The sequence below is a fragment of the Silvimonas iriomotensis genome (genome assembly GCF_014645535.1).
GTDB classification, from domain to species: Bacteria; Pseudomonadota; Gammaproteobacteria; order Burkholderiales; family Chitinibacteraceae; genus Silvimonas; species Silvimonas iriomotensis.
The window spans coordinates 749594-765939 of record NZ_BMLX01000002.1; the positions used below are offsets into that span (position 1 = coordinate 749594).

At 60.9% G+C, this 16346-nt stretch carries 11 protein-coding genes and 1 tRNA gene; 7 read left to right on the plus strand and 5 right to left on the minus strand.

The window, feature by feature from the left end; all coding sequences use genetic code 11:
• The first annotated feature begins 225 nt into the window (after positions 1 to 225).
• The 3 genes from glgA (at position 226) to IEX57_RS09935 (ending at position 4811) form a co-directional block, all read left to right on the plus strand.
• A complete protein-coding gene (gene glgA, locus IEX57_RS09925) occupies positions 226 to 1662 on the plus strand; it encodes a glycogen synthase GlgA (protein ID WP_188704181.1) in 1437 nt (478 codons plus the stop codon).
• Positions 1663 to 1685: 23 nt separating this feature from the next.
• The gene (gene glgP, locus IEX57_RS09930) at positions 1686 to 4133 is read left to right on the plus strand and encodes a glycogen/starch/alpha-glucan family phosphorylase (RefSeq protein WP_188704182.1); all 2448 of its coding nucleotides are present in this window, start codon (positions 1686 to 1688) and stop codon (positions 4131 to 4133) included.
• A gap of 105 nt (positions 4134 to 4238) precedes the next feature.
• Positions 4239 to 4811 (plus strand): NUDIX domain-containing protein, encoded by a 573-nt coding sequence (locus IEX57_RS09935; RefSeq protein WP_188704183.1) that lies wholly within the window; start codon positions 4239 to 4241, stop codon positions 4809 to 4811.
• A gap of 58 nt (positions 4812 to 4869) precedes the next feature.
• On the opposite strand, the gene IEX57_RS09940 is transcribed toward IEX57_RS09935, so the two are convergent.
• From IEX57_RS09940 to mltF, 4 genes are all read right to left on the minus strand, one after another.
• Entirely contained in the window at positions 4870 to 5415 is a 546-nt protein-coding gene (locus tag IEX57_RS09940; RefSeq protein ID WP_188704184.1) for a hypothetical protein, read from the minus strand.
• A gap of 179 nt (positions 5416 to 5594) precedes the next feature.
• Entirely contained in the window at positions 5595 to 7190 is a 1596-nt protein-coding gene (gene nagZ / locus IEX57_RS09945; protein WP_229708946.1) for a beta-N-acetylhexosaminidase, read from the minus strand.
• Between the two features lie 54 nt (positions 7191 to 7244).
• On the minus strand, positions 7245 to 8633 hold the full coding sequence (gene gltX, locus IEX57_RS09950; protein WP_229708947.1) for a glutamate--tRNA ligase: 1389 nt from the start codon (positions 8631 to 8633) through the stop codon (positions 7245 to 7247).
• Between the two features lie 937 nt (positions 8634 to 9570).
• Positions 9571 to 11091, minus strand: a complete 1521-nt coding sequence (gene mltF, locus IEX57_RS09955; RefSeq protein WP_188704185.1) for a membrane-bound lytic murein transglycosylase MltF — start codon at positions 11089 to 11091, stop codon at positions 9571 to 9573.
• 109 nt (positions 11092 to 11200) lie between these two features.
• On the opposite strand from mltF, the gene IEX57_RS09960 reads away from it, so the two are divergent.
• Positions 11201 to 11290: transfer RNA gene (locus IEX57_RS09960), tRNA-Ser, on the plus strand.
• A gap of 186 nt (positions 11291 to 11476) precedes the next feature.
• Here the strand turns inward: IEX57_RS09960 and IEX57_RS09965 are convergent.
• Positions 11477 to 11656, minus strand: a complete 180-nt coding sequence (locus tag IEX57_RS09965; RefSeq protein WP_188704186.1) for a hypothetical protein — start codon at positions 11654 to 11656, stop codon at positions 11477 to 11479.
• A 99-nt stretch (positions 11657 to 11755) separates the two neighbouring features.
• Here IEX57_RS09965 and IEX57_RS09970 point away from each other — a divergent pair, with 99 nt between their 5' ends.
• The 3 genes from IEX57_RS09970 to IEX57_RS09980 are packed head-to-tail and all read left to right on the plus strand — an operon-like array spanning position 11756 to position 16344.
• Positions 11756 to 12823, plus strand: coding sequence for a hypothetical protein (locus tag IEX57_RS09970; RefSeq protein WP_188704187.1), 1068 nt, complete (start codon positions 11756 to 11758; stop codon positions 12821 to 12823).
• Between the two features lie 15 nt (positions 12824 to 12838).
• Positions 12839 to 14164 (plus strand): hypothetical protein, encoded by a 1326-nt coding sequence (locus IEX57_RS09975; protein WP_188704188.1) that lies wholly within the window; start codon positions 12839 to 12841, stop codon positions 14162 to 14164.
• 20 nt (positions 14165 to 14184) lie between these two features.
• A complete protein-coding gene (locus IEX57_RS09980) occupies positions 14185 to 16344 on the plus strand; it encodes a hypothetical protein (RefSeq protein WP_229708948.1) in 2160 nt (719 codons plus the stop codon).
• Positions 16345 to 16346: the final 2 nt, after the last annotated feature.

A 16346-nucleotide genomic window follows, 5' to 3' on the forward strand; every position in this document is an offset into this window, starting at 1 on the left:
TAGCGATAATCCAGCGGGACCGGATTCAAGTCCTTCGTGAGCGCCTGCGGGCTCTTCATCAATCGGCAAAGTCCCTGAACGGGGGAAAGCGCAAAAACAGCGGCACCAACAGCAACAGCGACACTGCATTACGAAGCGCCGGTTTTATCGATCACTTTTATCTGCCTGCAACCTGAACGGCGCTCAATACGTTTGCCAACAAGGCAACGCCGGGAGAGATTTGACATGCAAGTGCTGCACGTATGTTCCGAACTGTTTCCGCTGCTCAAGACGGGGGGGCTGGCCGATGTCACCGGCGCCCTGCCGCCCGCGCTCAAACAACTGGGTGCGGATACGCGCGTGCTGGTGCCGGGTTTTCCGGCTATTCGCGCCGGGATTGAAGAAGCCGGCGAAGTGGCGGCAATCGATACCTTTGCCGGCCATGTCCGGGTGATCTTTGGTCGTGTGCCGGAAAACGGGCTTGAACTGTATGTGATCGACGCCCCGGGTTTGTATGACCGCAGCGGCAATCCGTATCTGGACCCGCATCAGGAACCCTACGGCGACAATCATCTGCGCTTTGCGCTGCTGGCCTGGGTGGCGGCAGAACTGGCCAGCGGGCTGGATGCTTACTGGCGGCCGCAGATCGTGCACGGGCATGACTGGCATGCCGGTCTGGTCCCGGCGTATCTGGCTGCGCGCGGGCGACCGGCCAAGTCGGTGTTCACGGTCCACAACCTGGCTTATCAGGGCGTGTTCCCGGCCTGGCAATTTGGCGAGTTGCGCCTGCCCGGCCATTTTTTTGGCATGCATGGCCTGGAGTTCCACGGCCAGATGTCCTTCCTCAAAGCCGGCCTGTTTTACGCCGACCACATCACCACCGTCAGCCCGACCTACGCGCGCGAGATCACGACGCCGGAACAAGGTTGCGGGCTGGATGGTCTGTTACGGGATCGTGCCGGCGCGCTGACCGGGATTCTGAACGGCGTGGACGATGCCATCTGGAACCCGGCGGCCGATGCGCTGATCCCGGCCAATTACACGGCGGACAAACCGCAGAACAAGACGCGCAACAAGCTGGCCTTGCAAGAGCACACCTCGTTGCAGTCAGACGCTGATGCGCCGCTGTTTGTGGTGGTCAGCCGCCTGACCGAGCAAAAAGGCCTGCACCTGGTACTGGATTTGCTTCCGGAACTGGTAGCGTCCGGCGCGCAGTTTGCCTTGCTGGGCAGTGGCGATCAGGGGCTGGAACACGCCTTTGCCACCGCTGCCTTGCGTGATCCGGGCCAGGTGGCCGTGCAGATAGGTTATGACGAGGCCCAGTCCCACCGCCTGATGGCGGCGGCCGACGTGGTGCTGGTGCCCAGCCGGTTCGAGCCCTGCGGTCTGACGCAGTTGTACGGGCTCAAATATGGTGCATTACCGCTGGTTCGCCGCGTGGGCGGGCTGGCTGATACGGTGGTCGATAGCTCGCTGGAAAACATGGCAGACGAGCAAGCCACCGGGTTTGTGTTCGACGAGTTCTCAGCGCACGGCATGCGACAAGCCCTGCGCCGGGCGCTGGCGTTGTGGGGGCGCCCCAAAGACTGGAAGGCGGTGCGGCAAGTGGCCATGAAACAGGATTTTGGCTGGGATGCCGCCGCCCGTTCGTATTTCACGCTTTATGAACAATTGCTGGCCTGAACTGCCTGCCTGGGAGATCCACAATGACCGTCACGTTCGTTCATGATTCCCCGAACACCGACGTAGCCTCGCTCAAACGCTCCATCGCCAACAAGCTGGTATTCGCGATCGGTAAAGACCCGATCAGCGCCCAGCCGCGCGACTGGCTCAATGCTTCGTTCCTGGCCGTGCGCGACCGGCTGATCGAGCGCTGGATGCGCACCACGCGCGCCCAGTACTCGCAAGACGTCAAACGCGTGTACTACCTCTCCATGGAGTTCCTGATCGGCCGTGCGCTGACCAATGCCTTGCTCGCGCTGGGGCTGTATGACGAGGTCCGTGGCGCGCTTGATGAACTGGGCATGGATTACAACGAACTGGTAGAACTGGAACCCGATGCCGCGCTGGGCAACGGCGGCCTGGGGCGCCTCGCCGCGTGTTTCCTCGACTCGATGGCCACGCTGGGCCTGCCGGGTTACGGCTATGGCATCCGTTACGACTACGGCATGTTCAAGCAGCGCATCATTGACGGCAACCAGATCGAAGCGCCGGACTACTGGCTGGCCAATGGCTACCCGTGGGAGTTCGAACGCTTTGAAGTGCAATACCTGGTGCGCTTTGGCGGTCATCTGCAACTGGAAGGCAGCCGCACGCGCTGGCTGCAAACGCAAGATGTCTTCGCCGTCGCCCATGACCAGATCATCCCCGGCTACGACACCACCGCCACCAACACGCTGCGGCTGTGGTCGGCCCGCTCGTCCAATGAGATCAACCTCTCCAAGTTCAACCAGGGCGATTACTTTGCCGCCGTGGAAGAAAAGAACTTGTCCGAGAACGTCTCACGCGTGCTCTACCCGGATGACTCCACCTACAGCGGCAAGGAACTGCGTCTGCGCCAGGAGTATTTCTTTACCAGCGCCAGCCTGCAGGACATCATCCGCCGCTATCGGCAAACCCATGAGAACTTCACGCGCTTTGCCGAGAAAACGTCGATCCACCTGAACGATACGCACCCGGTGCTGGCGATTCCGGAACTGATGCGCATCCTGATTGATGATTTTGAAATCAAATGGGACGACGCCTGGGCCACCACCCAGAAAGTGTTCAGTTACACCAACCACACGCTGATGCAAGAAGCGCTGGAAACGTGGCCGGTTGAGCTGATGAACCGCGTGTTGCCGCGCCACATGAAGCTGATTTTTGAAATCAACGAACGCTTCCTGGATGACACGCGTGAGCAGCATAAAGACGACGTGGACCTGATCCGCCGCATCTCGCTGATTGATGAATCCGGTGAGCGCCGCGTGCGCATGGCCTGGCTGGCGGTTGTGGCCAGCCACAAGATCAATGGCGTATCGCAACTGCACTCAGACCTGATGGTGCAGTCGATCTTTGCCGATTTCGCCAAACTCTTCCCCGACCGCTTTTGCAATATGACCAACGGCATTACGCCGCGCCGCTGGCTGGCCCAGGCCAATCCGGCGCTGGCCGGGGTGATTGATCACTACATTGGCAAAACCTGGCGCGGCAATCTGGATGAACTGGCCGAACTCAAGCAACACATGGATTTCCCGGCGTTCATCGACGCCGTGGCCGAGGCCAAGTTTGCCAACAAGCAGCGCCTGGCCCAGCACATCGCCCGCAAGATGGGGGGCGTGGTCGATCCGCATGCGCTGTTTGATGTGCAGGTCAAACGCATTCACGAATACAAGCGCCAGCTCCTGAATGTGCTGCACGTGATCACGCGTTACAACCGCATCATCAAGCACCCGGAAAAAGACTGGCAGCCGCGCGTGGTGATCTTCGCCGGCAAGGCAGCCTCGGCCTACAAGATGGCCAAGCTTGTCATCAAACTGATCAACGACGTGGGCCGCAAGATCAACAACGACCCCGCCATTGGCGACAAGCTCAAGGTGGTGTTCATCCCCAACTACGGCGTAAGCCTGGCGGAGCTGATCATCCCGGCGGCCGATCTGTCCGAGCAGATTTCACTGGCAGGGACCGAAGCCTCCGGCACCGGCAACATGAAGTTTGCGCTCAACGGTGCGCTGACCATGGGCACTCTGGATGGCGCCAATGTCGAGATGCGAGACCATGTCGGCCCGGACAACATTTTTATCTTCGGCAACACCACCGAACAGGTCGAAGCACTGCGCAAGAAGGGTTACAACCCGCGTGAGTTCTACGACCACGACGCAGAACTGCATGAGGTCCTCAACCTGCTGGCGTCCGGCCATTTCAGCCCGGATGATCCGGAACGCTACCGCATGGTGTTCGACGTGCTGGTCAACTGGGGCGACCATTACCAGTTGCTGGCCGATTACCGCTCTTATGTGGATGCCCAGGACAAGGTGGACGCCCTTTATCGCAACAAGGCCGCCTGGCAGCGCGCGGCGGTGATGAATATCGCCGGCATGGGGTATTTCTCGTCCGATCGCACCATCCGCGAGTACGCCGAACAAATCTGGAACGTGCAACCGGTCAAACTTTGATCTCACTCACCACGCAGCGCACGGGGCAGCCACGGCTGCCCCGTTGCTTTGTGTCATATCCTTCAGTGCATAATGCGCCTTTGCGCCACACCTGAGCCCAGACCCATGAAAGACGACCAGCATCTGATCGAAACCGGCATTGCCAGCGAACGCGTATTTGATGGCGCGTTGCTGCATATCAACCGCGACACCGTGCGCCTGCCCGATGACAGTACCGCCACGCGTGAGTACATCCAGCATCCTGGCGCAGTGATGGTGATCCCGGTCATGGATGACGGCCGCCTGCTGATGGAGCGGCAGTTCCGCTACCCGTTCAAGCGCGTGTTCCTGGAGTTTCCGGCCGGCAAGCTGGACCCCAACGAAGACCCGTTGACCTGCGGCAAGCGCGAACTGCTGGAAGAAACCGGCTATACCGCGCGTCACTGGCGCAAGCTGGGCGTGCTGCACCCGATCATCAGCTACACCTCGGAAGAAATTCACATCTTCCTGGCGCATGGCCTTGAGGCTGGCAAGGCCCAACTGGATGAAGGCGAGTTTCTGGAACTGGTCATCAAGGACCAGGCCGAACTGATTGCCGGCATTGTGGATGGCAGTGTGACCGACGGCAAAACCGTCGCGGGCATGTTCTGGCTGGAGCAACTGGCAAAAACCGGCGACCTGCCGGGCCAGCCGCGCTAAGCCAGAAGCGCGCCCAATAAAAAAAGGCCGGTCAAACCGGCCTTTTTTCATGCTGACCTCAGGCCGCCTTGGTGTGGCCCTTGGTTCTGGATTGTGTTTTCTTGGTTGAGCCAGACGTCGACTTCTTGCCAGACTTTTTGGCATGGCCAGACTGGGCCGCCGGTTTTTTCGCGCCGGACGATGCCTTGTGGCTCTTGCTGCCCGTGGCTTTGGCCGGTGCGGCGTTCTTCTTGCCGCCCTTGCTGCTCTTGCCGGTGCTGCTCTTGCCGGTGCTGCTCTTGCCGGTGCTGCTCTTGCCGGTGCTGCTCTTGCCAGTGCCCTTCTTGGCGGTCGTGCTCTTGCCCGTGCTGTCCTTGGCAGTGGTGCTCTTGCCGGCGTGCTTGCCAGAGGTCTTGCCTGAGGCGGTCTTGTGCTTGCCGTGTGCGGACGATTTGCTCTTGCCGGCGGTGTGGGCCGAAGTGGAAGTGCCCGAATGCGCTGCGGCGTGGGTTTTGCCTGCCGGCGGGGCGGAGGACGGATCATCAAACGGCAGCGGTGCATCTTCTGCGTAGGCAGTCATCGACACCAAGAGTGCGCTCAGGCACAGCGCCAGAATTCGTTTCATACAGATTCCCGAAATCGTTGGGTAAAAGCGCGGCCGTGGCCGGCCCGGTTCCTGGTTATAACAGGCGTTATGGCTAACGCGCGAATCGCAAAAAAGTTGCAGTATAACGAGGTGATCGCCTGAGCCGAAGTGCGTTCGTCCATATATACAAATGGCATACCGACGCAGGCCGATCCGCATCAGCCTGCCAGCAAGCGCCCGGCAATGGCAGACAAGGCTGCGGGCCGGTTGGCATACGCGGTCAAACGGCCACGCGCGGCGGGCGCCAGATCAAGGTCATACGGCAAGCGACCGGCCACCAGCCAGAGTTTTTCTGCCGGCAAAGCCGCAATCAACGCTTGCTGGGCCGGTTGCAAAATGGCGTTGTAACTCACCATCACCACCTGCGCGGCCTCAGCCGCCTTGTGCAACACGCGCATGCGGTCAGCTTCTGTCACCGCCAGCGGAATGCGGATTTCCTCCACCCCCAGCCCGGCGGCCCTCAGCGGTGCCGCCAGCGTATCGGGGCGGGCCTCGACCTCGTCAATCTCGGTACGCTCGCGCACTTCCACCGTGATCAGCAACACCGGTTGCTGCGGCTGCAACGGCGCCAGCGTGCCCGCCACCGTCACCGCCCGCTGGTGTACCGACTGCGACAACGCCAGTGCCGCCGGTTGTGCCAGCAAGGGCGCCGGATCAAGCGGCAGATCACGCCAGGCCACCGGGTGCCGCGACTTGAGCGCCAGAATGCGCGCCAGCGAGGCATCAATGCGTGACTCGCTGATCTCGCCACGCGTGACGGCATCAGCCAGCGCATCCAGAAAACCTTCTTGCCGCGCCTGGGTATGAGAAATCAGCAGCACATCGGCCCCCGCCTTGAACGCCGCCACCGCCCCTGCGACGGTGCCCGGGCCTTTGGCAATGGCATCCATCTCCAGGCAATCGGTAAACACCACGCCGTTAAAGCCCAGTTCCTCACGCAGCAAACCCGTCAGCACCGCGTGCGACATGGTGGCCGGCGTATCCGGATCAGCTTCGAACGCCGGGAACACCACGTGCGACGTCATGATGGTATCGACACCTGCAGCAATGGCCGCACGGAACGGCGCCAGCTCTATCGCATCCAGCCGGGCCCGCGCATGCGGCACGCGCGGCAAGCCAAGGTGGGAATCGACATCGGTATCACCATGCCCCGGGAAATGCTTGGCGGCCGAGATCATGCCCGCAGCCTGCACCCCGCGCAGCGCGGCCAGACTCCAGGTGGTGACTTCCTCCACCGTTTCACCAAACGCACGCACGCCGATCACCGGGTTGCGACGGTTGTTGTTCACATCGACATCCGGCACAAAGTTGACGGTGAACCCCAGCAGTCGCAGTTCTTCATTGGCAAAGCGGGTCAATGTCTCGCAATCTGCCACCGAACCCGCCGCGCGGAACGCCAGCGCAGAGGGCAAGGGCGTCACGCCATTTTCAATGCGCGCCACCATGCCTCCTTCCTGATCAATGCTGATCATGAGCGGCACATTGGTGTGTTCTGCGTTGATCTCCTGCAAACGCCGGGTCAGCGCGGCAATCTGCGCCGGGTGATCGACATTGCGCCGGAACAGGATCACACCGCCCACCTGCCGCTCCCGCAGCATGTGTTCGATATGGGCGTTGGGCGTCAGGCCATCAAAGCCCACCATCAACAACTGACCGATTTTCTGCTTGAGAGAGAGCATGGTGTGTGCGGCGCGAGAAGAGAGGGAGGAGGAGTTAAAGCCTGACAGATACACCGATTGCATCTGCCAGATCATGCCAGGCGCTGGCGAGGAGCTGGTTGTACACCCCTCCCCTGGCGCCCTTGCTGCTTACGCGCCCAGGCGGCGCAGCACTTCTTCGCGGCCCAGCAACGCCAGCACAGCATCAACTGATGGTGTATGCGTGGTACCCAGCACCTTGGCCCGCACCGGCATGCCCACCAGCGGCATCTTCACGCCCTGTTCCTTGACGAAATCCTTGATGAACTGGCCCAGCGTGGGTTGATCCCACGTTGCCAGCGCAGCAGCGCCCGCAGCAAAAGCAGCCAGGCGGGTCAGGTCGTCTGCAGTCAGATGTTTTTCAACCACTTCGGCCGACGGGGTCAGCGGGCGGTAGAAGTATTCTGCCTGGTCGGCCATTTCCACCAGCGTTTGCGAACGGTCTTTGAGCAGCGCACACACATCAGCCAGCGCCGGGCCGCCGGACGTATCCACGCCCTTGCCGGCCAGGAACTGCGCCACACGTGCCGCCAGACGAGCCGTATCAGCCACCTTGATATGCTGCGCATTCAGCCACAGCAGCTTTTCACGATCGAAACGGCTGGGGCTGGGGCTAACGTCTTTCAGGTCGAACCATTCAACAAATTGCGCCATGGTGAAGAACTCATCATCGCCATGCCCCCAGCCCAGACGGGCCAGGTAGTTGAGCAGCGCTTCAGGCAGGAAGCCGGCTTCGTCATAATCCACCACGCTGACCGCATCGCGACGCTTGGAGAGCTTCTGGCCCTGGTCGTTGTGGATCATCGGCAAGTGGCCAAACTGCGGCAACGTCGCGCCCAGCGCCTTGAAAATGTTGATCTGGCGCGGTGTGTTGTTCACATGGTCATCACCACGAATCACGTGGGTGATCTTCATGTCCCAGTCATCCACCACCACGCAGAAGTTATACGTCGGCGTGCCATCCGGACGCGCAATGATCAGGTCATCGAGTTCATTGTTGCTGATCTCGATGCGGCCCTTCACCTGGTCATCCCACGCCACCACGCCATCAATCGGGTTCATGAAACGCACCACCGGCTTCACATCGGCCGGCATCGCCGGGAGCGTCTTGCCCTCCTGCGGACGCCAGCGGCGGTCATACCGCGGCTTCTCGCCCCGCGCTTCTTGCTCCGCGCGCATGGCTTCCAGTTCTTCCTTGCTGCAATAGCAGTAGTACGCCGTGCCGGCCGCCAGCATTTGCTGGATCACTTCCTTGTAGCGGTCCATGCGCTGCATTTGATAGAACGGGCCTTCATCGTAATCCAGACCCACCCAGTGCATCCCGTCCAGAATGGCTTTTACCGATTCAGGCGTGGAACGTTCAAGGTCAGTGTCTTCGATCCGCAGCACAAACGTGCCGGCATGCTTGCGGGCATAAGCCCAGGAAAACAGCGCAGTGCGCACGCCACCGATATGCAGCAAACCGGTGGGGCTGGGGGCGAAACGGGTACGGACAGTCACAATGGGCTCTCAATTCAATATTGGCCGGGAAGTGGCCCATTGTACCGGCTAGTGCGCCCGCCGCCAAAAGCACCCGGCAGGACGCCGCAGCTGACCGGGAAAATGGCCCCCGCACAAGGCGGATTGGGGCTGGGCTGCGGTTGAAGTTGCCGTTGAAGTTGCTGTTGAAGTTGCTGTTGGTGTTGATTTTCGGGGTTGCCGTTGCTTTTGACGTCCCTCCCCTTGACTGCGCCGAGCATCGCAGCAAGGCGCGGCGATCAAGGCGAAGCGGTAGGCCGCAGGCCGAATTCGCGAGCCAGCCGCGCCTTGCGAGAAGCGCAGGGAACTCGCGCAGCGAGCGCAGTCGCAGGGGTCGCCTTTCTTTTGGGTACTTTTCTTTGGCGATCCAAAGAAAAGTACCGTGCTCCGGGCACCCCCGGTATCAAAACACCGCGCCGCCAGGCGCTAACACACACCGCAATGGTGGATTGTCGCCACCGCTCCGAATCCACCCTACCCACTGGCTCTGCCCACCACAGAGCGCCATCCCAGCCCCGAACTGGATTCCGGCCTGCGCCGGAATGACGAGTCAGCGGAAAAACCCAGGCATCGTAGCAACAGCCACCATCGCAACTGGATTCCGGCCTCCGCCGGAACGACGAGTCAGCGGAAAAACCCAAGCGTCATGGCAACTGCCACCATCACAACTGGATTCCGGCCTGCGCCGGAATGACGAGTCGGTGGAAAAACCAAGGCATCGTGGCAACAGCCACCATCGCAACTGGATTCCGGCCTGCGCCGGAATGACGAGTCAGCGGAAAAACCCAGGCATCGTGGCAACAACAATCATCACAACTGAACACCCCCGAAAAAACAAAAAACCCGGATGACACAAAGCCACCCGGGTTTTCCACAGAGCATAAAAACACCCTGCCAGCATGAAACGCTGAAACACACCTTATTGATGCAACATCGCCACCCGCATCGGTGCCGGCTTGACCGCCCCCGCCGCCACATTGGCCGGCATCGAGGCCGCAGCCTGCACCGGACGCAACGCGCTGTTGATTTCCAGCGGCAGGTTATTGGGGTTACGCACCTCAATCTCGCTCGACAGCGTCGGCTGGGATGTCCCCATCGGCGGCTCAAAACGGGCCAGCACATCGTAGTACGTACGCAAGCTTTCCACGAACACCACCGGCTCGCCCCCGCGGGCAAAACCGAACTTCGTCTGGCCAAAGTACTTGGGCAAACGCAGCAGCGGCAACGTGGATTTCACGTCGGCCCAGCTATCGGCGTTCTTGTTCATCTTGCGGGCCAGTTCACGGGCGTCCAGCAAGTGCCCGAGGCCAACGTTGTACGCAGCCAGCGCCATGAAGGTGCGATCCGGCTCAGGAATAGCCTGATCCAGCGAGTCCCGCAGCGTCGCAATATAGCGCGCGCCACCCAGAATGCTCTGGTACGGGTTGAGCCGGTCCACACCCAGCCGCTGCGCGGTTTCGGTGGTCAGCATCATGATGCCGCGCACGCCCGTGGGCGAGGCAGCCGCCGGATCCCAGTGCGACTCCTGATAAGACAGAGCCGCCACCAGACGCCAGTCCAGCCCGGTTTTCTGCTGGGCTTCATGGAACCACTTGCGGAACGTTGGCAGCACATCTTCGCGCTTGTCCAGGAATGCCTGGGCATCCATCTGGTCGACGCGGTTGACGTGGCCGTAGTAACGGTCCATCAATTGGCGCAGGGTGCCGTCGGCAATGGCCTGACCGAAGAACTTCTGGATCATGTCCTGGAGTTCCTTGTCATTGGCATTGCTGGCCCACGCCAGTTGTTGCGGTTGCCCGATCGTGTCAGTGATGCCCACTTGCGGGAAGTAGTTCTGTGCCACATCAGCGGCGTGCGAATCCACCAGCGCAAAATCCGTGTCGCCGGTCGATACACCCTGAATCAGGGTTTCGCTATCCTGGTCTTGAACCACCTGCCATGCCAGAGAAGGATGCTGCACCTTGAGCGCGGTGAGCGTTGGCACGTATTGCGGCAGGGTCTTGATGGTGGCTTCCCCGTTGTAGAGCTTCTGCCAGGCGGCAGCTTCGGTCATGCTGTCGTTGTAAACCAGCACAGGGGAAACCGATTGATAGGATGGCCCGAACGCAAGACCAGGATGCGCACCGTCGATATGCAAACCGACGGCAATATGCGCTTCGTTGCGTTGAAGCCTTTGCAGCAGACTAGCGTAGCTGTTGTCCACCACAAACCGGATTTTCAGGCCATTGGATTGGGCAAATTTCGTCACCAGGTCGTATTCCAAACCTGCATAGTTGCCTTCGGCATCGATGTAGAGCGCGGTCGGGCCATTCTGGACCAGCACCACAAGCTCTTTCGAATCTTTCCATGACATCAGGTGTTGTTGGTCGGAAGCTTTGTCATTCATGCCTCCACACCCCACCAATGCCACTACGGCCATAGAGATCAACCAGCGTTTCATGCGACTCCAGATCGTTGAGGAACCGGCATTCTGCCAATTTTGTTGTGTCAGCACAAATGTAAAGACTTGGCAGCGCCCATGAAACCGGCTAGAATCCGCCCTTCGCTGCGGAGAGGTGGCAGAGTGGTTGAATGTACCTGACTCGAAATCAGGCGTAGGTGCAAGCCTACCGGGGGTTCGAATCCCCCCCTCTCCGCCAGTGAAACCCCATACTGAAAGGCTGCCATCCGGCGGCCTTTTGTCATTTGTGCGCCTGTCCTGCCTTGCCGTCTGCGTGACGACGACGGCGAGATTCTAGCCAGGGGGCAATCGTCACCACCCCCAGGCATGTCCAGCATTTTCTTGTCCGGTTCGCACTGACAGATGCTGATGCGGTTTGTGAAGTTCAGAGCGGCCCAATCCCGGCGAACCGCTTTGAACCATAGATGCGCTTGCCGCATTGCACCACCCCAAGAAACTTACAAACGAAGATATCTTCGCGCCAGCCGCCAGACGGCATACGCCCGTGCGAAGCCCGTTTCGCGCCTGCCATTTTCCCTTTCAAATCAAACTCCTTTGTTTTCAAGGTGCTGCCGTGTTTTCTTCAAGCTGGCACGTATCGTGCACTGAGAGACATCGTGCGGGGCCCAGTCTCTCGCCAACTTCCATGAAAAAGGAGCGGCAAATGCACGATATCGGCACCTCCAGGCCCGGCGGTTGGGGCCCTGGTTACAACGAGTTTGAACAGGAGCTTTCCCCCGAACTGTCCGGCGAAATGGGGCAGGAAATGGAAGGCGAATTCGAGGGTGAATTCGAAGGCGAATTCGAAGGTGAGTTCGAGAACGAGTTCGAAGGCGAGTTTGAAAACGAGTTTGAAACCGAAGTCTCGGGCGAGATGCAGGAGATGGAACTGGCTGCAGAACTGCTGGCCGTCAACAACGAACAGGAGATGGAGCAATTCCTGGGCGGCCTGATCAAGTCTGTCGGGCGGGTTGCCAGCAACTTTGCCAAGTCTTCTGCCGGCAAGGCACTGGGCGGGATTCTGAAAACGGCTGCCAAGTCTGCCCTGCCGGTCGTGGGTAGCGCGCTGGGCAACATGATCGTGCCCGGCGTGGGCGGCATGATTGGCGGCAAGCTTGCTGGCATGGCAGGCAGTGCGCTGGGTCTGGAGCTGGAAGGGCTGTCCAATGAAGACCGTGAGTTTGAAGTTGCCCGCCGGCTGGTGCGCATTGGTCAGCAGGCAACGCGTCATCTGGCCGTCGTCCCGCCGCACATTCCGCCAGCCAAAGCGGCCAAGGTGGCCTTCCTGAAAGCGGCCCGCCAGGTGGCGCCAGGCCTCTTGCCCGCAATGCGCGTCATTGCCCGACAGGGTGTCGCAGCGGCACGGCAAGCCGGCACACCGATCTTCGGGCCGGCCATTCCTGGCGTGGCACGTCCTTACCGCCGGCATCATCACCGGCGTTACGGCGGCACCGGCGGCGGCTATGCGGCGCAGCCCTGGGGCGGCTACGGGCAGGATTATGGCGGCCAGAATGGCTACGCGGCCCAACCGCAAGTCCCCACGTCACCATCCGGCCCCGCACCGACCTATGGCGGCGGCACTGCCTATGGTAGCCAGCCTGCCAGCACCGGTTGCCCCAACTGCGGCACTCCCGTACGTAGCGGCGGCCTGCCTCAGGGGGGTTACTGGCGGCGATCACGCAGCGGGCGGGCCATTATCGTCATGCTGGCTCCACCGCGTCAGACCTACTGACCGCGAGGCCCCCTCATGGATGCATGTACCCAGGCCCTGCATCTGCTGGAACAGGAAGTACACGGTATCCGTGCCCGGCTTGATGCGCAGTTGCCCTACGCCTTGCAGATGCCGATGGTGCCGGCGGCCAACGTCAGTGACGCCGCCATGGCTGCCATTGAACAGCATATGCAGGCGGCGCGGCGGCAACTGCGCTTGCGGATCACCCACTTCCTGCGCCGGTTGCGGCAAATGCAGCCGACGCCCCGGAACGTGGCCGATGCCCAGCACCGCTATGCCTTGCTCAAACTGTATTTTCACGCGGCGCTGACGCACTTCGAGATTTTTGCCGAAGTGCTCACACAACGTAGCCAGCATGGTACCGGCGTGTGGTTGTCCGGGCTGGATGTGGCCGCCCAGGATGGCCTGCGGCAGCCGGGTGTATTGCACGATGTGCCGCCGGTGATCTGCTACGTAGAGCGCGGACATGGCGGCGCCATCCGGCGGGCGCGCACACGCTTGCCGGGCGGCGGCAACAACCCGGTGTCCGTCATCCGCATGCCGCGTGAACGCATGGTCGGCACCGGGATTGCGGCCTCGCTGTTTCATGAGGTCGGGCACCAGGCGGCGGCCTTGCTGGGGCTGGTCAATGCTTTCAAACGGGCACTGCAGCAACGGTTTGGCGTTGCTCAGCCACCGCCGGTATGGCAAGCCTGGGATCGCTGGATCAGTGAAATCCTGGCGGACCTGTGGGCGGTGTCCCGCGTGGGCATTGCCGCCACCTGCGGTTTGATGAGCGTGGTGAGCCTGCCGCGGGCCTTTGTGTTGCGGATCAATCTGGACGATCCGCACCCGGCGCCGTGGATTCGGGTGAAGTTGTCGCTGGCCATGGGTAATGCGCTCTACCCGCATCCGCAATGGGCGCGACTGGCGCAAATCTGGGAGCTGCAGTACCCCCGCTCGCAGATGACCGCCAGACAGCAACAGACGTTTGCCGGGCTGGACCAATCCATTGGTGAGTTCATCCACATGTTGCTGGCCGTACACCCACCAGCCCTTGAAGGTCGCAGTCTGGGCAGTGTGCTGCGGTTGCCGGATCGTCACCCGCAAGCGCTGCTGGCGCGCTGGCATCAGGTCAGACCAAGGCCGCAACAAATGCTGGCAGAGACACCAACACTGGCCTTTGCCGTCCTGGGTCAGGCCCGTTTCAGTGGTTTGCTGCCCGCCAGCCAGGAACTGCAGGTGATTGCCGAATTGTTGCAGCGCTGGGCATTGGCCGGATATTTGCCCTGGCGCGCCGGCAGCAAGGAACTTTCTGTCGTACTGAACCAGCGCCGGCCTCTTGCCGCCGCCTTTGCGTGAATGGCTCCTGAAGGAGAAAGATGATGGCTCAAGAAAAATTCGCCGCCGACTTCAGCGGCGTATTGCAGCTCGATGTGACCGTGCCCAGCCCGGGGAAATACGAGGTCAAGTTTCCGTTTGATGATCTCCCGGTCCACTATGCCGCGTATGTCACGGTCGACGCCGTACTGCAAAGCACCAGCGCAGGACGCACCCACGAGCAGCAAGGCGCGCCCAATAACCTCACGGCAACGGTCACCCCTGTGAATGGCGATACCAGTGAGGTTGAAGCGCAGGTCACCCTGACGGTTTCTGCTTCAGAAGCCATGCACAAAACCGTGCTCGCCAGCGATGGCAGCACCACGTACGCCCAGTTGTTCCGCAAGCATCGCGAACAGATGATGAACGCGGTCAACACGGCATTGGGCTTGCTCCTGCGGCCCGAGTTTTTACTGCCCGCCACGGGGCAACGCTCCAGCACCGCCGACCTGATCCAGATGAAACTTTTTCTGGACCTGGGCGAAGCCATCAATGGCACCGCCCTGCCCACCGCGTCCGTGATTCTGTCCGGAACAACGCCGATCCCGCCTGCCACCATGAATGTCACAGAGCCCGCCGGTTTCGGCCACAGCTTTGATCCCATTGCCGCGCTCTCCGGCCCGGCCGAACCGGCCGATTACAAACCACCCACCACGGTCAGCCTGCAACGGACCACGCGCCCGTTAACCGGCGACGTCGCGCTCTGGCTGTTGATCAAACTCAACGCCGACACGCTGAGCTTTGATAACTACGTGCGGCAGATGGACCTCTTGTTCTTCCCGGACGGCCCAAACGCGACGCAGCCTGATCCAGCCGGTAGCCAGCAATCCCCGCTCTACCCGAACGCCGCAAAACTGAGTCGCCGTCGCTTCCTGCCTTTTACTGATACAGATGCCTATCGCGGGCTCAAGGTGGCCACCGAAGCCTTCGTGGTCACGTGGGGTGGCGTGGCGCCGCGCGGGGCCGATACCAAAGTGCTGCAGAGCCTTCTGGCGCTGGACCCGGCGGCTGTGGCGCTGGCCAACGAACGACTGGGGCTGAACATTACCGCGCCCAACGTACTGAGCAATCAGTACTTTGGCAGCGGCGGCTCGCCCACCTTGCCGTATCTGCAACGGGTCGCCACCGCACTTCAGGGTACAGATGCCGCCGTGGTCATCGAAGACGCACTGGAACAAGAAACCGCGGCGATCCAGTTCAAAAAGGCCACCGCATCGGCTAACGGCATGTGCGGCGAAAGCTGCCTGTGGCTCAGCCACTGGAACGACAACATCTCTGCCAAGCTCACCCACGCACCGCTCATTGAACTCATCTGGAGTTACTGGATGGAAGAAATGCAGCTGGTGCAGACCATGAATGCGGTGACGCGGCGCTTCCAGAATGTGTCTTCCGGCCCGCGGGATCCGCTCGCACAACTGGAACTGGACCCGCTGCGGCCCCTGAACAACCTGATCTGGGGTTGGGTACAGGATGAACAACACCGCTTGCCGATTGAACGGCGGGCGCTGGAATACAGCCATCACTACGGTTTCAGGATTTTCGGCAAAGCCGTGCCCACTGCCCGTCCGGCGGACAACCGCAGCAAGTTCCTGGAGGCCTTTCATACGCTGCTCAATCTGTGCGTGCCGTTCTTCCGGCAAGCCGACGACACGACCGTGGTGCCGGATGGTTTCCCGCTGTTGAACGCCCTGCGTGAAGTGCACCTGATTTTGTCTGAAGGCGCGCATAACCAGTTCCGCGATCTGCCGACCACGGCCCGCGTGGAAATGATGATGCAGCAATGGCTGCTGGCCCGACCGGAGTTTCGCGAGTTCCTGCCACGCCGCGCCATGGTGGCGTATCCAGAACCATGGATGCATTCGGTGGAAAGCATGCGCAAGCTGCAAGGCTGGGGTGACACCAACACCTATCAGTTCTGGCAATTGGCCACCACCGGTGAGCAGATTGTGTCGTCAATCCGCTGGGGCGACTGGAACTCGATCAACGACCCGGTCAATGCCGCCAACTGGGCAACCTTTTTCCGGCCGGAAATCCAGACGTATATCCACTCTTACCGCGCCGTCACCGGCATTGATGTCAGCGCTGAACCGGTAGATGTACAAGTGCCTGGCATTCATCTGCTGCGACGTTTGCAAGAACACAAGGGGGCCAGAGCGGCGTAATC